This window comes from Paenibacillus sp. FSL L8-0436 (genome assembly GCF_038593025.1).
GTDB lineage: Bacteria > Bacillota > Bacilli > Paenibacillales > Paenibacillaceae > Paenibacillus_AQ.
The window spans coordinates 4,816,770-4,836,722 of the sequence record NZ_CP151955.1 but is presented as its reverse complement, the minus strand read 5'-3'; the positions used below and the strand labels follow the sequence as shown (position 1 = coordinate 4,836,722).

Sequence of the window (19,953 nt, the reverse complement as noted above, 5' to 3'; positions counted from 1 at the left end):
GTATGTACATAGACTTCAAACAAAGTCGATTTTTTCTAGGATGCAGCGGAGGTGGATATAGTGGCAGCAGAACAAACCAAGATTAAAACAGAGAATGTGACGGATTCGCCGCTTACTCTGCTGGGAGCGCTGATGGAACGGTGGGGAGAGACAGAAACGCAGCGGGTACTCTCCGATTTGGAGAGTAAAGAGTGTGCCCGTGAGCTGACACTTGCCTTTTGCGGACATTTTTCGGCAGGGAAGTCGAGTATGATTAACAGGTTATGCGGCAGCAATGTACTGCCTTCCGGGCCTGTTCCGACCAGTGCCAATGTCGTGTCTATCCGCAGCGGAGCGCCCCGTGTGCGGCTCTATCCCAAGGTGGAAGGACAGAATGAGACAAATTCCGCATGGGAGACCACACCGGAGAAATTGCAGGAATATTGCCGCAAGGGCGGTGATTATTCTGCGATTGAAGTCTGGGAGGATGTGCCTTTGCTTGGAGCACATGGTGTTCTGATGGACACCCCGGGGGTTGATTCCACGGATGACGGGCATCAAGCCGCGACGCGCTCCGCACTGCACTTGGCCGATGTGGTGTTTTATGTGATGGATTACAATCATGTGCAGTCGGAGAATAACCTGGCTTTTGCCAAAAACCTCAGTGATTGGGGCAAACCGCTGTATCTTATTATCAATCAGATTGACAAGCACCGTGAACAGGAAATTGCCATTGAAGCCTACCGGCAGCAATTGGAAAGCGCTTTCCGCGAATGGGGGATTCAATCCGCAGGTATTTTGTTCACTTCACTTAAGGACATGGAGCACCCGCTAAATCAATGGGACGGTCTGCTTATGCTGATTCGCCAGCTGCTGGATCATCGGGAGGAGCTGCTTGGCTACAGCTTGTCCCGCTCGGTACATCATGTGGCCGATGCGGTTGTGACAGAATACCGCGAGCAGCAGCAGGAGGAGCGCGAGGCGCTGCTGGAAACATCGGGCGGTGCGGATGAGTACTCCGTGGAAAGAGCGCTTCAGGCTTGTAACGAAGAGCGTAAGGAGCTTGCAGAGCTGCCTGATCAGTCAATCCTAACGCTGCGCAACGCACTCGATGCGCTGCTGGGCAACAGTAATCTGATGCCTGCCGATGTAAGGGAAGCTGCGGGTGCTTATGCTGAAAGCATGGCTCCCGGCTTCCGGCAGGGCCTGCTGTTCACGGCTGCGAAACGGGAGAAGGTGCAAGCAGAACGGCTAAAAGCCTGGCACGGACTGCAAACGCGGGAAATCACCGCCCAACTGGAATGGCATATTCTTCAGTTGATCCGGGAATGGGCCGAAGGCCTTGGAGTATGGGAGGAGGGGGCCGAGAATCTGCTCAAGCAAAGTTTTCCGGCGGTGAGCCAGGAGTGGCTGGCGGCTGCGGTGAAGCCGGGAACCGGGGCCTCGGGCGAGGCATTGCTTAATTTCACCCGCACGCTTGCGGCTGAAATTAAAGCCCAGTTCCGCCGGGCTGCCCTGTCTCTTGGCGATGAGCTGCTGGCGAAGCTGCCGCTGCTGCTGGAAGTGCGGCGCGTCGAGGTCTCGCGCCGCGAAGAAGCCCTGCAGCGGCAGGCGCGCGCGCTAGCTGCGCTGGCTGCCCTTGACCGCGCGGCGGATGCCCGCGCGGCAGAGCTCGCGGCGCTGCTGCCGCCGCGCCGGACCCTCACCCCCGGCACTCTGCCGGAGGTGAGGGTGGCCCCGCGGGCAGGCGCCAGCAGCGCCGCACCGCGTGAGGTCCGGCCGCTGCCGGGCACAGCGGCCGGAAGGCCTGCCGCCGCAGCCTGGGCGGCAGGGCCGGTCTCGCCGGCGGGCGGACGACGCCGGCTCACGAAGGCCGCAGCGGCGCTGAGCGCTGCGGCAGAGCTGCTGCGCGGCGAACCGGCCATGGCTTCGGCGGCGCGCAGCCTTGCGGCACGGGCGGAGAGCATCGCCGCCGGCCGCTTTACGATGGCGCTGTTCGGAGCGTTCAGCGCCGGTAAATCCTCCTTCGCCAATGCGCTGCTGGGCGAAGAAGTGCTGCCTGTGTCTCCCCACCCCGCCACAGCAGCGGTGAACCGCATCCTGTCACCGGAAGGGGAATTCCGCCATGCCAGCGCGGTGGTAACGATGAAGACGGCGGAGGATTTCTGGGAGGACATCCTCCATTCCTTCAGCGTACTGCAGCTTGCCCCGCCGCAGCGGCAGAGCTGGACCGCTGAGGTGGCTGGGCTGAAGGTCAGCGGCCTGCATCCTTCCGCCCTGCCGCATGCCGGATTCCTGCGGGCGGCAGCTGCAGGATGGTCAGAAGCGGAGGGAATGCTGGGAACGGTGCGGACTGTTGATCTGCAGGAATACCGTGGACTGGTCGCCGAGGAGACCCGGGCCTGTTTTGTGCAGGGGATTGACCTGTATTATGACTGTCCCTTGACCGCGAGCGGCATTGTGCTGGTGGATACCCCTGGCGCGGATTCCCTGCATGCCCGTCATACCGGTGTAACCTTCGGTTACATGAAGAATGCGGATGCGATATGTTTTGTGACCTATTATAATCATGCCTTTTCCAAAGCGGACCGTGGCCTGCTGGCCCAATTGGGAAGAATTAAAGACAGCTTCGCGCTGGATAAAATGTTCTTTATCATCAACGCTTCTGATTTGGCCGAAGACGAAGCGGAGCTGGAAGAGGTGAAGGGGCATGTCGCGCAGAACCTGCGTGCCGGCGGCCTTACCTCGCCGCGGATATATACCTTGTCCAGCCTGCTGGCGCTGCAAGGCAAAACAGACCACAACCGGGAAGCTTATGAAAGCTCCCGTTTCCATACCTTTGAAGAGGCGCTTGCGGAATTCGCGGGCGGAGAACTGCCGCGGTTGTCGCTTGCAGCCGCGCAAGAGAACATTGCCTCCGTGCGCATGCGGGCGGAAGAATGGCAGAAGCTGGCCGAGATGGAGGCAGGAAGGCGTGAAGCCGGACTGCTGGAGCTGCAGGAACGCCGCCGCACCGCAGAAGCACGGCTCACGGCACTTTCCGCCGAGGAACGTCCGCTGCGCGACCTGCGCCGGGAAGGTGAAGAACTGCTCTATCATGTGCGGCAGCGGATCGGATTTGCCTTCGGCCGTTTCTTCCAGGAATCCTTCCATCCTTCCGTGCTGCGCGAGGATAGCGGAAATCTGAAAGATATCTTTACAGCCTGTGGCAGAGAGTTGGAACGCACCCTTGAGCGCGAGCTGGAACAGGAATTGTGGGCGACTACCCTGCGCCTGGAAGCGGCAGGTCAAAAACTCGTGCGGACGGCAGCCTCATCGGCCGCGTCGGAACTGTCGATTTCGGCTCAGGAGCTTCAGCTCATGGACAATGCCGAAGAACACTGGCCTTCCCCGGATAAGCTGGAGTGCCGGTTATCCCCTCTGGATTGGGCAGCATTATGGGGCCGCTTCAAATCGCCGCGTCATTTCTTTGAGGGGCCGGGGCGCAATGAAGTCAGAGCGTCAGCGGACCCTTGGCTGAAGGAAGCAGTTGCCGGAGCCGCCGGAACGCAGGAAGGTTTATTATTGGATTTTTATACGGGGGTAGCGGAGCAGGCGTTGAAACGTTCGGCAGACACACTCCGAGCAGCTCTGGCTGAGCGGGAGGAAGTGATGTCCGGTCTCTTGAAAGGGGGTGATTCTGCGGAACGTTGGGGCCAAATGGGCCATCAATTAAATGTTCTGGAGAGAAGTTTCGACGATCTCGTAGACGGTGATCTGTGAAGATTGTAGGAAAATGTCGAAGAAGGCTTGCAATCTGGTCGTTGATGGAAGAAAATAAAGAAGCCTGAAAATTTACAATGAATACTGCGACATTTACAGAAAAAGAGAGTCAGCAGTCAAATTAGCCGAAAGAGGTTGGAGTCGACAATGTGGGGAGCTCCTTTTTCAGCTCAAAGCCGTAAGCTGCTGCTCTTGGGCAGCGGGGAATTGGGTAAGGAAGTCATTATCGAAGCTCAGCGCCTTGGCGTAGAGACCGTAGCTGTGGATCGTTATCAAGATGCCCCGGCGATGGGTGTAGCCCATCGCTCCTATGTAATTGATATGCTGGATGCGGACGCGCTTAAGACGCTCATCCGTTCGGAGAAGCCTGACTTGATTGTGCCCGAAATTGAGGCTATTGCCACTCATGCGCTACTGGAGCTAGAGGCGGAAGGATTCTTCGTAGTCCCGACTGCACGTGCAGCCCGGCTGACCATGGACCGGGAGGGTATCCGGCGTTTAGCGGCTGAAGAGCTTGGCCTGCCGACCGCGGCATACCGCTTCGCGGACAGTCTGGACGAATTGCGCCAGGCAGTGGAAGAGCTTGGCACACCCTGTGTGATCAAGCCGATTATGAGCTCTTCCGGCAAAGGACAGAGCGTCTGCAAGAAGCCGGGTGATGTGGAGGACTGCTGGAATACGGCTCTGGAAGGAGCGCGGGCCAAAGGGACACGGGTCATCGTGGAGGCTTTCGTTACGTTTGAAAGTGAGATTACCTTGCTTACGGTCCGGTCGGCAAGCGGAACTGTATTCTGTCCGCCGATCGGCCATATCCAGAAGGACGGCGACTATGTAGAGTCCTGGCAGCCGCATCAGATGAGTGAGCGTACGCTGGCAGAAGCTCAGAATATCGCCAAAGCGGTAACTGATCAGCTTGGAGGCCTTGGTATTTTTGGAGTGGAGCTGTTTCTTACAGAGCAGGGAGTATTGTTCAGTGAAGTATCGCCCAGACCGCATGATACCGGCATGGTTACAATGATTACGCAGGATTTATCGGAATTCGCTCTGCATGTCAGAGCCATTCTTGGATTTCCGCTGGACTCGGTTGCGCTTGTAACACCGGGCGCTTCGGCTACCCTGAAAGCAGAAAAAACCGGACAGGCTTTTGCCATATCCGGAATCGGCGAAGCGCTGGCGCTTCCCCGTACGCAGGTTAGGGTATTCGGCAAACCTGAAATCCGTCCTGGACGGCGGATGGCAGTAGCCCTCAGTGCAGCGGAAGATGTAGAAATCGCGCGGACTACCGCCAAACAGGCGGCGTCTATGCTAAAAGTGGAGGTATATGAGAATGAACAGTAGTACTCAGGAGCAAGTACTGCAAATTCGCAAATGCGGCATGAATGATCTGGAGAGAGTGACAGCCCTTCTGCGGGAATTCGGCTATCCGACAACACTTAGCGTGATGAAAGAGAGAATGGAAGGCATGGAGAATGATCCGTTCCATTGCACACTGGTCGCTGAACTGGACAATGAAGTTGTGGGAATGATTGGACTTCGGCAGGTGGAATCCTATTACAAACATGCGGATTGTATTACGGAAATCAACGCGCTGATTGTATCAGAGGAGCTTAGAGGCCACGGCCTCGGCAAAAGATTGGTAGCTGCAGCGGAAGAATGGGCCCGCGGGCAGGGTTGCTGCCAGCTGTTCCTTAGAAGCGGCAACCGTGTGGAACGTGCGCCTGCGCATGCTTTTTACCGTCATATGGGTTTCGAGCAGACTACCGGCTACCGCTTCAACAAAACATTGCTGTAAATCTAATACGTACAATCATCCCCATCCCGGCAACCGGGATGGTTTTTTTTTATTCGTCGTAGAGGTACACCCGACCGTTCTGCCCAGGAGAATATCATTCCCTCAATTTGCTTATGTATATCCGTCCATTGCCACTGTATAATGAATTTGCTGAACCGGCGGAATAGCCATTCATTATCTTTTACCCCTTACTTAAGTTAAACATAGATAGAGTTGATCGAATCAGCTAGAATAGTTTTATAATTACCTAAACAGAAATTATAAGAGGGATGAAGCATGTATAAATTGATTCTTGCCGAAGACGAAGAGGATGTAAGAGAAGGGGTTATCGCACAGATCGACTGGGGCAGCTATGGTTTTGAGGTTGTAGATCAGGCGGAGAATGGCCGTGAGGCTGCGGAATCAATCGACCGCCTGCTGCCGGATGTGGTCGTGACCGACATCCAGATGCCATTCATGAACGGACTGCAGCTGTCCGAATGGATCCGCAGCCGTCATCCCAATACGAAGATCATAATTCTCACCGGCTATGATGAATTTGAGTACGCCCAGAAAGCAATTAAACTGCAAATTGACGAGTATATTCTGAAACCGTTTTCTTCTCAGGAATTGATCGACACACTGCTCAAGGTTAGAAAAACCATAGAGGCGGAAATCGCTGAGAAAGAAAATGTGTTTGTGCTGAGCGAGCATTACCGGAAAAGTCTGCCTGTGCTTCGTGAACAATTCCTCTCCTCGCTTGTTTCCCGCAAGCTGCGGCCCGCGGAAATCGCCGAGAAAAGTGCGGAATACGGCATTAACCTCTCTGGTGAGAGCTTTCAGTCTTCGGTAATCAGCATAGATTATATCCGTTCGGAGAAGAATGCAGGAGTTATCCAGAGCCTGCCCGTATCCCTGCGTGACACCGGTGACCGCAATTTGCAGCTGTTCGCGGTGCTTAATATCGCTGAGGAAATTTGTCTGAAGCATGGTTTCGGCAAAGTATTTATACACCGGGATGATGTCGTGCTGCTCTCGGTCAGCATGGAGAAGGAGGAGGCGGAGATTACCGGCAAAACCTTCACGATTTTGGAGGAAATCCGGCAAAATGTACAGCGGTTTCTAAAGCTGACGGTGACCTCAGGAGCCGGAACAGTATGCCATACAGCATCCATGCTGTTCAATTCATTCGGCGATGCGCTGCAGGCACTTGATTACCGCCTTATTCTCGGCAACAACAGAGTGATCTGGATTGAAGATGTGGAGTCAAGATCCAATCAAATGCTGGCTTATGACGAGCTGACCCAACAATCGCTGATCCGCACAATCAAGCTGGGCACGGTACAGGAACTGAAAGAGGTTGTTGACGAATTGTTCGGGGGACTGGACACCGCACAGGTTTCGACGCAGGACTATCAGGTGTTTCTGCTGGAGATCATCACCTCGATTCTACGGGTGGCCAAGGAGTCAGGCAGTGAGACCACGGATTACATCGGATCAGGGCTGTCTTCACTGACGGAGATCCATAAATTCAACAATATGGGTGAAGCTAAGCAGTGGATTATCAATGTGTGCAGCCGGCTGATGAATTCCATCGCTTCGGAGCGGCAGTCGAGCTACAAACAGCTGATTGACCAAGCCAAGGAATACATCCGGGGTCATTATGAGGAGTCCGACATCTCGATCGGCAAAGTCTGCCAGCATTTGCATATCAGTACGGGATATTTCAGCAGCATTTTTAAGAAAGAGATGAAGATGACCTTTGTCAGCTATCTGCTGCAGATCCGTCTGGAGGCTGCCAAGGAGCTGCTGCGCTCAACAGAACTGAAGGCTTTTGAAATTGCCGAAAAAATCGGCTTTGCCGACCCGAATTATTTTAGCTTCTGCTTCCGCAAGAAATATGGACAATCTCCCAAAGAGTATAAGAACAGCTCCCGGGGAGGCTAGCCATGAACAGGCCGAAGGCTTATTTTTTCCCGCTGCGCCCGCAGCAAGACAGACGCGGCAAAACAAGGATATCCTCCAAACTTCGGAGTATTCAGCTTATCATTACGGTGTCGTTCACGGCGGTTACTGTGCTGGTTGCGGTGATCGTCAGCTTCATGCTGTACAACAAGTTTGCGAAGACAGCCGAGGAGAATGCCAATCTGAATATGCAGCAGATAATAGAGCAGGTGAATTATAATCTGGAGCTGTATGTCAAAGGAATGAGCAATATTTTTGAGACGGCGGAGGAACAGGTCACGACCAGTGCCTCTATTGACTCCCCGCTGCTGTACGAACGGATGGATACGCTGATGAACAGCAGAGAAGACTTGGTGTCGGTCGCCGTGTTTACGCTGCAGGGGAAATATGTGGTCGGGACCCCGGGCCAGAACATGCGCCTGAATACACAGCTGGAAAGTCAGAGCTGGTTCACCACCGCCAAAAAAAGCTCGGAAATTTCCTATTCCGCACCGCATATCCAAAATTTATTCAAGGGGCGCTATACATGGGTTGTCTCCATCAGCAAAATGATTCAGTACAGAGAAAACGGAGAACTGAAAACCGGCATCCTGCTGATCGACTTCAACTTCCGGACGATTGATGAGCTGAGCCGGCAGGTCAAGCTTGGCAAAAGAGGATACGCTTACATTTTGGACTCGCTGGGCAACATCGTTTATCACCCCCAGCAGCAGCTGATTTATGCCGGTCTAAAGTATGAGAACGTGGAACCGGTGCTGGAGTATGCTTACCGCAGTTATCTGGATGAATCGACAGGAGAGAAACGTTTTATCACCGTACGCACGCTGGCGGAGACAGGCTGGAAAATCGTCGGTGTTGCTTATTACGATGAAATTGTGACTACGAAACGGGATCTGAATCAATTTCTGGTCTGGTTTCTGGCTGCTGTTATTCTTGGAGTGATTGCTGTCTCCGTCTTCCTGTCCTGGCTCATTGCCAGTCCCATCCGCAAGCTGGAGCGGACCGTCAAGCAGGTGGGTGAGGGTGATCTGAATACTCCGATCAATGTCAGCGGCGCTTATGAGGTTGAACAGCTGTCGCGGCGCTTTAACCTGATGCTCCAGCGGATCCGCCAGCTGATGGACCAGATAATTTATGAGCAGGAGACCAAGCGCAAAGGTGAGCTTGAAGTACTGCAGTCGCAGATCAATCCGCACTTTTTGTACAACACGCTGAACTCTGTCATCCGGCTTGCCGAACGGGGCAAAAACGAAGAAGTGGTCACGATGATCCAATCGTTGTCAAAGTTTTTCCGGATCAGCCTGAGTAAGGGGAATAATATTATTACTGTGCAGGAAGAGCTGGCCCATATCCGCCATTATCTTGTCATCCAGAGCTTCCGCTTCAAGAATAAATTCCGCTTTGAAATCAAGGCGGAGGATGAGGTGCTCCAGTACCAGACGATCAAGCTGATTCTGCAGCCGATTGTAGAAAATGCACTGTATCACGGGATTGAAATGCTGCCGGACGAAGGTCTGATCTCCATTAGTGCAGAGCTTCAGCATGGCTTAATTGTCATCACAATCAGTGATAACGGGCTAGGAATGCCGCGGGAAATGCTCAATATGATCTTGAACGGCGGGACCAAAAGCGGCAGCGGCTCTGGTGTAGGCGTGCGGAATGTGAATGAGCGGATCAGACTTTATTACGGACGCGAATTCGGTCTTGCATTCGAAAGCGAGCTTGAGGAAGGCACAACGGTCACTATTACATTCCCGGCAATCCAAACCGCAGAGGGGCCGGAGCCGCAGAAGGAGGATGAATCATCTCCATGAGAAGCAAACGATTGTGGCTGATCCTGCTGCTTTGTCCGGTGCTGTGGCTGACGGTCACTTCCTGCTTCAATACGTCTCCCGCCGCTTATATCAGCACCAATAAAACGCATAATATCGATATGATTGTCAAGATGAACAAAGGGGATTACTGGAACACGGTTAAGCTCGGTGCTGAAGCCGCCGCCAAGGAATTTAATGTCAAGCTGACGTTCAAGGCACCTGATTCCGAGAGTCAGATTGATAAGCAGATTACCATGGTTGAGGATTCTATTAATCAAAAGGCAGAGGCGATTATTTTGGCAGCCAGCAGTTATATGGGGTTGGCCCAGGTAGTGGATCAGGCCGCCTATTACAAAATCCCTGTTATTTCCGTCGATGCCGAGGTTGGTTCGGCCAGAGTCAAAGCCTACGTGGGTTCAAATGGCTATGAAGCCGGACAGAAATCAGCGGAAAGGCTGATACAGCTCTTGAACGGATCTGGTGAGATTGGAATCATCAATTTCACCAACTCCTCTCAGAACGTGCAGCCGGAATCCAGCGGACCGATTGATTATGGAGCCCGGGACGCAGAAGAAAGGGAAGAGGGTTTCCTGAACTATGCGGCCCGTTATCCGAATGTTCAGGTTGTGCAGATTTCCTACACCTCTTCAAACACGGACAATGCGGAATCATTGACCCGGGACATGCTGCAGAACCATCCCGATTTGCGCGGAATCGCCACATTGAATGAAACGGCGTCGCAGGGCGCGGGCAAAGTGCTGCAGAATCTGAAGCAGCATAAGGTTAAAATGGTGGCCTTCGACAGCTCTCCCTCGATGATGGAAATGCTTCAGGACGGAACCGTCCAGGCAACTGTGATCCAGAATCCGTTCAGCAACGGTTATCTGGCCGTGAAATATGCAGCCCAAGCCCTGGAAGGCATCGACATTCCGGAGCGTGTGGATACTGGCACCAAGCTGATTGACCTGGAAAACATGCTATGGCCCGAGAATCAAAAGCTGCTGTTTCCTTTTGTCCGGTAGTATCGGGAACTCATTAGAATTTTTATTGAATACAGTAGGATTTTATATTCGCAACTGTGCTTATTTCAAGCATAATAATGTACCTGGGACAGATCCGGCATAAGAAAGATTTACCCTCGGGAGGTCAATTAGTGATGAAAAAAATGTCTTCCGTTTTATTCGCCGCCGTGTTGCTGGGTGCTGCTATGTCCGGCTGCGGAGGCAGTTCTGCGAATACCGGCGGCAGCGCTGAGACGGCAATCCCTGGCGGTACCGGCTCAGCTCCAAAAATTGGTGTAGCCATTTATAAATTCAGCGATACGTTTATGGCCGGTGTCCGCAAATCGGTTGTGGCGGGTGCCAAAGGCATCGCAGCTGTGGACATTGTAGACAGCAAAAACTCCCAGCTTACGCAAAATGATAAGGTTGACGTTTTCATTACCAAGGGATATAAAGGCATGCTGATTAATCCAGTTGACCGCACTGCCGCAGGCGTCATCATCGACAAAGCAAAAACCGCCGACATTCCGGTCGTCTTCCTGAACCGTGAACCGTTTCCGGAAGATATGAAGAAATGGGATAAGGTGTATTATGTAGGCGCCAAAGCGGAAGAATCGGGCACCATGTCCGGCCAGATTATCGCGGAATACTGGAAATCCCATCCTGAAGCCGATAAGAACGGCGACGGAGTGCTTCAATATGTCATGCTGAAGGGCGAGCCGGGACACCAGGATGCCGAGCTGCGCACCAATTATTCCATCCAGGCGATTGAAGATGAAGGTATCAAGGTCGAGAAACTGGCGGAAGACAGCGGAATGTTCGACCGGGTGAAGGGCCAGGAGAAAATGGCAGGCTTTCTGAAGACCTGCGGAGACCGGATTGAAGCTGTGCTTGCCAACAACGACGATATGGCTCTCGGTGCAATTAAAGCTCTAAAAGCTGAGGGATATTTTTCCGGCGGGAAATACATGCCGGTAGTCGGTGTAGATGCGACAGCTCCGGCCGTTAAAGCACTCAAAGAGGGGACCATGCTGGGTACTGTGCTAAATGATGCCAACATCCAAGGCAAAGCAGCAATCAAACTTGCGGCTGTTCTCTCTAGAGGCGAAGCGCCAACCAAACAAAATATTGGTTTCGATATTACCGATAACCAGTATGTATGGATCCCCTATAAGAAGATTACCAGAGACAATGTCGCCGACGTCGAATAATTAGGAAAGCGTCAGAGCTTACAACCACACACCCTTTCTCCCTTGACCACATATCCTATAGGCAAAAGCCCTTGTAAAGGAGAGCGACGGGATGCTGAGGATTAAGCTGAATGAGCTGGCGAAAGGAACGGATAACAGCCTGGTGCAGACGGAAGTGTGGAGATGGGACGGGATTGGCTGGAATGAATGTATTCCTCAGCAGGAAGAGGATTTCATCCGTGCGGATGATGATCTGTTCGTAACGATTCCTGCAGAAGCGGGTTTGTATCGGGTAGATTACTCCAAAAAGCCTATAGAGGCGCTTTATTTCCTGCCTGAGTTGGATGACAGCGAGCTGCGGGCGGATTTGCTGCATCCCGCTCCTTTTAAGCTTAAAGAGGGGACTCGTTGGGGGTACATCAACAATGAAGGACGGACGGTTATTGAACCGAGGTATGAGTATGCCGAGGAATTTCAGGAGAATGGCCTGGCGATTGTGCAGCGCAACAACAAGAGCGGCCTGATAGACAGCTCCGGGCGGGAGAAAGTGAGACCGGCCTATTCCTTTATTGCCCCTTTTTCAGAAGGCCGTGCTGTGGTTTCCGATGCCAAAGGCTATACGTTGATTGACGAAAGAGGCAAGCAGGTTACAGCAGCGCGTTATGATTACTTAAATTCGCTGCATGAAGGGCGTGCGATGTTCTCCAAACAAAGTACGACGGGTACTTCCCGCTACGGATATCTGGATGCCCAGGGAAAAGAAGTACTGCCTGCAGTTTACGAGGACGCCGGCGATTTCATGAACGGAACGGCACTGGTCAAGCTGGGCGAAAGGGAGTTTGCGCTGATTGACCCGCAAGGCACCGTGCTGCATACGTATAAATATCCATTTGTAGGTTATCCGGGGGATGGCCTGCTGGCATACCAGGCTAGCGAGAACGGTAAATACGGGTATCTGCGGATAGACGGAAGCATCGCGATAGAGCCGCAGTATACAGCCGCCCTGCCATTTTCTGCGGGAAGAGCGGTGATCAATACGGCTGAGAATTATGGCAATGCCTACGGCCTGATTGATAAGCAGGGCAAGCTCGTAGTCCCGGCCCTGTATTATGAAGTTCAACAGCTGGGTGAAGACCGGGTGGCATTGGGTACACCAGTGTATCCAGACCAGCCTTACCGCGGTTCACGTTATGTTATCGCTGATGCGGTAACCGGCAGAATCCTCAGCACCCACCCCTTGCTGGGTGTGAACAATTATCAGAATGGACTCGCCTCAGTGTTTGACGCCACAGATACCTATTTCATCGACAAAAGCGGAAAAAAAGCAGCTCAGCCGCCCGTGATTGCCGGTTCAGGCACACTTTCCTTCAGCGGAAGTCTGATCAGGGCTGACGTGGATCAGCGGACAGCCTATTACGACCGACGGGGCAATCAGGTATGGAAGCAAAATGGAGTCATAACGCTCCGGCCGCCTTATTCAGTGCTGGAGAAGAAATACAAACCGAATAGAGACTATTTGGTGTATTATCCGGTTATCGAAGGGATCGCAAACTCCGAGGTATCCAGAGAAGTAAATGACAAGCTGCGCAGCCTTTCCCTTGCCGAAGGAGCGGGGACCGGAGAAGGCACGCAGGATTACAGCTATACCGGGGATTTTGCCGTCTCCTTCTTCCGCAAAAATCTGCTTGTCCTGGAATTGAGCGGCTACAAGTACCCTTTTGGCGCTGCCCATGGCATGCCTACACGCATCTATGTTCATATCAATTTGCGCAACGGCAAGTTTTATGCTCTTCGTGACCTGTTCAAGCCGGGCAGCAAATATGTGGCGAAGCTCAGCGCTATTGTCGGCAAACAGATTGCGAACGATCCCCAGTACTCTTACGTTTTTCCGGACACCTACAAGGGAATTACGGCGGATCAGCCCTTTTTTGTTGATGAAGAAGCGCTGTATCTGTATTTCGCTCCCTACGAGATTGCCCCATATGCTGCGGGTTTCCCGACATTCCGCATTCCTTATGCAGAAATCATGGGTCTGATCTCGACCGAAGGTGAGTTCTGGCAGTCTTTCCATTAAGCTTCCAGCAACGAAGGTAACGTATTAACCTGTACAGAATGTCCAGCGAAGTCAAAAGGAGGCTGCTGTCCTGATTAGGATGGCGGCTTTTTTGTTGTATTGGAGTTGAAATGTACAAGCCGTCTGCTTGCTATCTGGCAGTCTATTAATGTAAAAATTTAGAAGCGCACAGCTGAGAGATTTATGCTACAATGACTGAGGAACAGATTACAACTTTGTAATATTTGGAGCCCGATACTTCGGCCGACAGCAACATAACAAATACATCATGAACAAGGAGATGGCAGAATGAAGAGCAAAACTTTAAGAGCAATGATAGGTGGAAGTGTGGCGGCAGTGATGGCGCTTAGCATTTCTCTTCCAATACAGGCAAAGGCAGAGGCGGGTAATACTGCGACTGGAGCACCAACTAATTTCGCACAATTCATGCAATATTTTAACCAATATAGCCTTAAGGGATTTCCTTTTTCCAATACAACAGTGACAGTTTACAAATCTCAACCGGTTGTTGTTCCGACAAACACACCTGCACCGGTTGCAACAGCTAAACCAACAGCGATACCTGTAGCGACAGCGGCACCAACGGCGACACCAGTAGCAACGCCTGTAGCGACAGCTAAACCAACGGCGACACCCGTAGCAACAGCGGCACCAACGGCAACACCTGTTGCGACACCAAAACCAACGGCAACACCAGCAGCAGCAGTCAGCACTCAAGAGTCCTATATCCAGCAAATCGTTACGCTTGTGAATAAGGAACGTGCGACAGCAGGGCTGTCCCCGGTCAGCGCTTTGGAAAGCCTGAACAAGGTGGCCGCAGCTAAAGCAACCGATATGCGTACGAACAACTACTTTTCGCACACATCCCCGACGTACGGATCGCCTTTTGATATGATGGCCACTTTTGGCGTCACTTATCGGGCTGCCGGGGAGAACATTGCCATGGGCCAGAGAACTCCGCAAGAAGTAATGACGGCCTGGATGAACAGTGAAGGACACCGTGCCAATATTCTGAGTGCGAACTTTAACTACATCGGCGTAGGGTTCGACAACAATTACTGGGTTCAGGAATTCATCGGAAAATAAACCTAATGAAAAGTACAAAACCCGTTCTCCGGCATTGCCGGGGGACGTTTTTTTTGAGAAAAAAATGCTTTCGATTGATATAATAGACTATTAAGGACAAAAACCGCCAAATTTCGCTTGAGCGGTGGATATTTGCAAATTAAGTATAGAAGAATTATGTTTATCTACATAGTTAAGAAGTTTGTAAAATGTGGAACACTGGAGATAAGAATGGGCATACGGAGGGATGGCTTTGAACGATTCAAAATGGACCTGGCGCACTGTGAGCCTGATTTCCATAGCAGCAACGTTAGTTTTGATCGTTGGGTTTGGATACGCGGTGAACGATATTATATACCCGAAGGGTGAAGTTCTTTCAACCTCTTTGCCGCAGGAAACACCGGTTCCCACGGCGGCAAGCAGCGATGAAGTGAAAATATTGGCACTTGGCGACTCTTTGGCCAAAGGCACCGGTGACAACACCGGAAACGGTTTTGTAAAGCGGACGCTGGACGGTCTGTCGGCTGGCGGAGGCAAGGCGGAGCTGCTTGGCAATATGGGCATTAACGGGCTGACAACCGCAGGCCTGCAAAGCAAGCTCAAAGAAGAAGGCGTTCGGTATGCCTTGCGGCAGGCCAACGTCGTGCTGCTCTCAATTGGGGGCAATGATTTGTTCAGGGGCTCAGATATAATGGGAACGGGCAGTACAGAACAGGGGACAACATCAACAGAGACAGGGAGTTCAGCGGACATTGCTTCAATGCCTGGAGCAAATCCTTCTGAAACAGGGACTGCGAGCGGGAAGAACGGCTCATCCGGGACAAGCGTTCCTTCGGCAACTGAAGATGAGGTGACACCGGAGTCGCTGCTGGCTGCGCTGCCAGAGGCTTCGAAACGGCTTGGCGGGATTCTGGAGAGTATCGGCGAGATCAATCCGCAGGCGCAAATTTATTATGTCGGATTATATAATCCATTTGGAGATATCGAGGATCTGCTGGTGCCCGGCAATCAGGCGGTTACAGCCTGGAATAACGCGGCAATGGAGATCATTAACACACACAGCAATATGACACTCGTCCCAACCTTTGATTTGTTCAACCGCCATCTGGATAAGTATCTTTCAAACGATCATTTTCACCCGAACGGCGACGGCTATCAGCGGATGAGCGAACGAATCATACAGGCTGTGCGCTAAGGAAGTGGCTGCACCGCAAGTCAGAAATGATCGTAGCAAGGAGTTGTGAGAACATGGATAAAGACATAAGCGGAGAAGCCGGGACAGTTATTCTGTCAGTGGAAGGCGTCCGCAAAAAAATCGGCCGGAAATGGATCCTTGATGATGTTACCTTCGACGTGAAGCAAGGGGAAATCTTCGGTTTCCTTGGACCCAACGGGGCCGGCAAAACAACTACAATCCGTATGCTTGTGGACCTGATTCGCCCAAGTGAAGGCAAGATAACCGTCTGCGGCTATAACGTTAACCGTGAACCGGAAAAAGCGCTGCAATATGTTGGCTCGATCGTAGAGAATCCGGAAGTGTATACCTATCTGACAGGCTGGGAGAATCTGCAGCATTTCGCCCGCATGCAGCCAGGCGTGGACAAGGCGCGTATTGCTGAGGTAGTAGACATTGTCCGGCTGGACCAGCGCATTCATGACAAGGTGAGCACCTATTCGCTGGGGATGAGGCAGCGGCTTGGAATTGCCCAGGCGCTGCTGGGCCGTCCCCGGCTGCTGATTCTGGATGAGCCGACAAACGGTCTGGACCCTAAAGGGATCAAAGAATTGCGCGAATTTATCCGCGAGCTTGCTGCGGAAGGCCTCGCGGTATTTGTATCGAGCCATTTGCTGAGCGAAATTCAGCTGCTGTGCGACCGGGTTGCGATTATCAGTAAAGGCCGCGTGCTGGCGGTTGGCGGGGTAAATGAACTGGTGGCGCGCAATTCCCCTTATGTGCTATGGGATCTGGAGCCTTTGGACAGGGCCAGAACGATACTGGCCGGACGTCCTGACATCAAGCTTCTCGAACTGGATGAGGTTACGCTTGACGACTCCGTTATTGCCGGAATGGGCGCGAATTCCCTCATCACGGTCATGGATGAAGACCTGATTCCGGAGATTGTTGCCGTGCTCGTCACAGCGGAAGTGGAAGTTAGCGCTGTGCATAAAATAAACCCCACACTGGAACAGCTATTCTTGAAGCTAACGGAAGGTGAAACTATTGATTAATTTGCTTCCGCTCATCCGTAATGAGTGCCTGAAGATTATAAAAAAGAAACGGTTTTATGTTATACTGCTAATTCTGGTCGTACTTGTGCCTATGTTTACCTATGCACAGATGCGTATAGCCGAGCGCAGCCGGGACAAGTTTAATTCGGACTGGAGACTGGAGATACAGCAGCAGATTACCGATAATCAAAATTCACTGGGCAGCGACCGGATTCCCGAGGAATGGAAGTCCTACCGGCGGATATTCGTCCAACAGCTGCAATATTATCTGGACCATGACGTCAATCCGAATGAGCCCAGCGGGGTTACCTTTACCCGCGAGTTCCTGGACAACTCGGTCTCCTTGTTCATTCCGCTGCTGATTATGGCAGTAGCCTCAGATCTTGTATCCGGGGAAAGGACGACCGGTACGATCAAGATGCTGTTGACCCGGCCGGTCAAACGCTGGAAGGTGCTGTTCAGCAAGCTTGCGGCGCTGCTGATGTTCGTCTCCTTGATTGTATTGTCGGTGTTTGCAATCAGCTATCTGATTTCGGGGCTTGTTTTTGGATACAAGGGCTTTAATCTTCCTGTATTTACCGGATTCCAAATCAGCGGAGATGCGGTGGATATGTCGGCTGTCCATTCCGTTCCGCAGTGGAAATACCTGCTGATGCAGGGCGGGTTAATCTGGTTCGTTAGCGTAGTCGTTGCCCTGCTGGCATTTATGGTATCGGTGCTGGTGCGCAGCACAGCGGCAAGCATCGTGGTGATGATGGCCGCACTGATCGCCGGAACGATTCTGACCAATATGGCTTCGGCCTGGACGACGGCTAAATATTTATTTATGGTTAATCTGGGATTAACCGGGTATTTGGCCGGAACACCGGCACCGATTGAGGGGATGACACTGCCCTTTTCCATGGCTGTTCTGGCCGTTTGGGGGATTTCTGCAGTAATCATTTCATTCGCCGTCTTTACGAAACGGGATATTTTGAATTAGAATGTACAAAGTGAACCAAAACGTTTGTTTGCATTTCATAGATAGAGAGAAAAGAAGGAGGAGCATGAATGCTCGAACAGATCGATATGTTTGCAAAAGTCTCTAAGAACGCCGAAACAGGCCGGACTGGATACGATGCTGACGACATTCAAGTGCTCGAAGGTCTGGTTGCGGTCCGCAAACGGCCCGGCATGTATATCGGCAGTACGAGTTCCTCGGGACTGCACCATCTCGTATGGGAAATAGTGGATAACGCCGTAGATGAGCATTTAGCCAAGTTTTGCTCGAAGATTGATATTACACTGCGCAAGGACGGTTCGGTTACCGTCATCGATAACGGCCGGGGAATCCCGACCGGGATGCATAAGACCGGAGTGCCTACACCACAGGTTGTTTTCACGATCCTGCATGCCGGTGGTAAATTCGGCGGCTCCGGGTACAAGAAATCGGGCGGTTTGCATGGCGTAGGGGCTTCAGTTACCAATGCGCTGTCCGAGTGGCTGGAAGTCGAAATTTATCGTGACGGCAAAATCCACCGCCAGCGTTTCGAATATTGGGTAGATGCAAAGGGGAAAGAGCATGTTGGTGAGCCTGTTACCGGTCTTGAGGTGCTGGGAAATACGAATAAGACCGGTTCGAAGATTACCTTCAAGCCGGATATTCGCGTCTTCCCGAATGGCATTGCCCTGAACTATGATACCCTTGCGGAACGGGTGCAGGAGATCGCCTTCCTGAACTCCGGGCTGCGGATTAATCTAAGTGACGAGCGCAGCGGCCGCCAGGATGAATTTTTCTATGAAGGCGGAGCAAGCCAGTTCGTGCAGTTTCTCAATGAGGGCAAGGATGTGCTGCATGACGTCATTCATTTCAGTTCGGAGAAGGATGATATTGAGGTAGAAGTGGCATTGCAGTATAACGCAGGTTATACCGAGACGCTGGCCTCCTTCGTCAATTCGATTCCCACGCGCAGCGGGGGAACACACGAGACCGGCTTCAAGACAGCCTATACCCGCGTGCTGAATGATTATGCCCGCCGGACACAGCTGCTTAAGGAGAAAGATAAGAACCTAGAGGGCAATGATCTGCGCGAAGGCATGATGGCGGTAATCAGCGTCAAGATGTCCGAGGTGGAATTCGTCGGCCAGACGAAGGATCAGCTCGGAAGCGCTTCTGCCCGCAGTGCCGTCGACTTTATCGTGTCCGAGAACATGGCCCGTTTCCTGGAGGAGAATCCGCAGGTGGCGCAAAGCCTGCTGAAGAAATCCATCCAGGCCTCCAGAGCCCGTGAAGCGGCGCGCAAGGCCCGCGATGAAATCCGCAGCGGCAAGAAACGCAGTGAAAGCTCCAATCTGGGCGGAAAGCTCTCGCCTGCGCAGTCCAAGGACGTTACGCGTACAGAGCTGTTTATCGTCGAAGGCGATTCCGCCGGAGGATCAGCCAAGCAGGGGCGTGACTCCAAGATTCAGGCTATTCTGCCGCTTAAGGGCAAGCCGATGAACCCGGAGAAGGCCAAACTGCTGGATATTCTTAAGAATGATGAGTACAAGGCGATTATTTCCGCAATCGGTGCGGGAATCGGTCCGGATTTTGCCGTAGAAGACAGCAATTATTCCAAAATTATCATTATGACCGATGCTGATACGGACGGTGCGCATATTCAAGTGCTGCTGCTGACCTTTTTCTACCGATACATGAAGCCGTTGATTGACGCCGGCAAGGTGTTTATCGCCCAGCCGCCGCTGTATAAGCTGACACGCAAATCAGGTAAGCTGGAGACGGTACGTTACTCCTGGAGCGACGAGGAACTGCAGAATTACCTCAAGGAATTCGGCAAAAACTTCGAGCTGCAGCGGTACAAAGGACTCGGCGAGATGAATCCCGACCAGCTGTGGGAGACGACGATGAATCCGGAATCACGCACGCTGCTTCAGGTGCAGATTGAGGACGCCGCAAAGGCGGAGCGCCGCGTATCCACGCTGATGGGCGACAAGGTCGATCCCCGCAAGCGCTGGATTGTCGAAAACGTCGACTTTACCGAATTTGTAGAGTAGTGTGCAAGTGACGATTATCCCGATTGTTAAAAAGAGCTTGGTGATCTGAGGAACGAAGGGGAAGTTTGGA

At 52.3% G+C, this 19,953-nt stretch carries 13 protein-coding genes; all 13 read left to right on the top strand.

Features of this window, described 5'->3' with window-relative positions; all coding sequences use genetic code 11:
* The first annotated feature begins 60 nt into the window (after positions 1–60).
* The 13 genes from NSS79_RS22220 to parE all read left to right on the top strand — a co-directional run bounded on the left by NSS79_RS22220 (position 61) and on the right by parE (position 19,883).
* Positions 61–3,741 carry a dynamin family protein gene (locus tag NSS79_RS22220; RefSeq protein WP_342436189.1) on the top strand — a complete coding sequence of 1,227 codons (3,681 nt, stop codon included), beginning with the start codon at positions 61–63 and terminating at the stop codon, positions 3,739–3,741.
* Positions 3,742–3,888: 147 nt separating this feature from the next.
* Positions 3,889–5,079: a formate-dependent phosphoribosylglycinamide formyltransferase gene (gene purT, locus NSS79_RS22215; RefSeq protein ID WP_038594334.1), complete on the top strand. Its 1,191-nt coding sequence runs from the start codon at positions 3,889–3,891 to the stop codon at positions 5,077–5,079.
* Positions 5,069–5,533, top strand: coding sequence for a GNAT family N-acetyltransferase (locus tag NSS79_RS22210; protein ID WP_342436188.1), 465 nt, complete (start codon positions 5,069–5,071; stop codon positions 5,531–5,533). Before purT ends, NSS79_RS22210 begins: the two co-directional genes overlap by 11 nt.
* A gap of 276 nt (positions 5,534–5,809) precedes the next feature.
* Positions 5,810–7,459 (top strand): response regulator, encoded by a 1,650-nt coding sequence (locus NSS79_RS22205; RefSeq protein ID WP_342436187.1) that lies wholly within the window; start codon positions 5,810–5,812, stop codon positions 7,457–7,459.
* Positions 7,460–7,461: 2 nt separating this feature from the next.
* Positions 7,462–9,291 carry a sensor histidine kinase gene (locus NSS79_RS22200; protein ID WP_342436186.1) on the top strand — a complete coding sequence of 610 codons (1,830 nt, stop codon included), beginning with the start codon at positions 7,462–7,464 and terminating at the stop codon, positions 9,289–9,291.
* Complete coding sequence (locus NSS79_RS22195; protein ID WP_342436185.1) at positions 9,288–10,313, top strand: substrate-binding domain-containing protein; 1,026 nt, start codon at positions 9,288–9,290, stop codon at positions 10,311–10,313. Before NSS79_RS22200 ends, NSS79_RS22195 begins: the two co-directional genes overlap by 4 nt.
* A gap of 134 nt (positions 10,314–10,447) precedes the next feature.
* A complete protein-coding gene (locus tag NSS79_RS22190) occupies positions 10,448–11,503 on the top strand; it encodes a galactose ABC transporter substrate-binding protein (protein ID WP_342440421.1) in 1,056 nt (351 codons plus the stop codon).
* A gap of 91 nt (positions 11,504–11,594) precedes the next feature.
* Positions 11,595–13,556 carry a WG repeat-containing protein gene (locus NSS79_RS22185; protein ID WP_342436184.1) on the top strand — a complete coding sequence of 654 codons (1,962 nt, stop codon included), beginning with the start codon at positions 11,595–11,597 and terminating at the stop codon, positions 13,554–13,556.
* 288 nt (positions 13,557–13,844) lie between these two features.
* Positions 13,845–14,642, top strand: coding sequence for a CAP domain-containing protein (locus NSS79_RS22180; protein ID WP_342436183.1), 798 nt, complete (start codon positions 13,845–13,847; stop codon positions 14,640–14,642).
* Positions 14,643–14,874: 232 nt separating this feature from the next.
* Entirely contained in the window at positions 14,875–15,816 is a 942-nt protein-coding gene (locus NSS79_RS22175; RefSeq protein WP_342436182.1) for a GDSL-type esterase/lipase family protein, read from the top strand.
* A gap of 53 nt (positions 15,817–15,869) precedes the next feature.
* The gene (locus tag NSS79_RS22170) at positions 15,870–16,850 is read left to right on the top strand and encodes an ABC transporter ATP-binding protein (protein ID WP_342436181.1); all 981 of its coding nucleotides are present in this window, start codon (positions 15,870–15,872) and stop codon (positions 16,848–16,850) included.
* Positions 16,843–17,832, top strand: a complete 990-nt coding sequence (locus NSS79_RS22165) for an ABC transporter permease (RefSeq protein WP_038594317.1) — start codon at positions 16,843–16,845, stop codon at positions 17,830–17,832. The genes NSS79_RS22170 and NSS79_RS22165 overlap by 8 nt, the downstream gene beginning before the upstream one ends.
* 68 nt (positions 17,833–17,900) lie before the next feature.
* The gene (parE, locus tag NSS79_RS22160) at positions 17,901–19,883 is read left to right on the top strand and encodes a DNA topoisomerase IV subunit B (RefSeq protein ID WP_038594314.1); all 1,983 of its coding nucleotides are present in this window, start codon (positions 17,901–17,903) and stop codon (positions 19,881–19,883) included.
* Positions 19,884–19,953 lie beyond the last annotated feature (70 nt).

What these genes read in the sequence shown, in the direction of transcription:
- purT (WP_038594334.1), top strand. Translation starts at nt 3,889, where the DNA reads ATGTGGGGAGCTCCTTTTTCAGCTCAAAGCCGTAAGCTGCTGCTCTTG.
- NSS79_RS22210 (WP_342436188.1), top strand. Translation starts at nt 5,069, where the DNA reads ATGAACAGTAGTACTCAGGAGCAAGTACTGCAAATTCGCAAATGCGGC.
- NSS79_RS22205 (WP_342436187.1), top strand. Translation starts at nt 5,810, where the DNA reads ATGTATAAATTGATTCTTGCCGAAGACGAAGAGGATGTAAGAGAAGGG.
- NSS79_RS22200 (WP_342436186.1), top strand. Translation starts at nt 7,462, where the DNA reads ATGAACAGGCCGAAGGCTTATTTTTTCCCGCTGCGCCCGCAGCAAGAC.
- NSS79_RS22195 (WP_342436185.1), top strand. Translation starts at nt 9,288, where the DNA reads ATGAGAAGCAAACGATTGTGGCTGATCCTGCTGCTTTGTCCGGTGCTG.
- NSS79_RS22190 (WP_342440421.1), top strand. Translation starts at nt 10,448, where the DNA reads ATGAAAAAAATGTCTTCCGTTTTATTCGCCGCCGTGTTGCTGGGTGCT.
- NSS79_RS22185 (WP_342436184.1), top strand. Translation starts at nt 11,595, where the DNA reads ATGCTGAGGATTAAGCTGAATGAGCTGGCGAAAGGAACGGATAACAGC.
- NSS79_RS22180 (WP_342436183.1), top strand. Translation starts at nt 13,845, where the DNA reads ATGAAGAGCAAAACTTTAAGAGCAATGATAGGTGGAAGTGTGGCGGCA.
- NSS79_RS22170 (WP_342436181.1), top strand. Translation starts at nt 15,870, where the DNA reads ATGGATAAAGACATAAGCGGAGAAGCCGGGACAGTTATTCTGTCAGTG.
- parE (WP_038594314.1), top strand. Translation starts at nt 17,901, where the DNA reads ATGCTCGAACAGATCGATATGTTTGCAAAAGTCTCTAAGAACGCCGAA.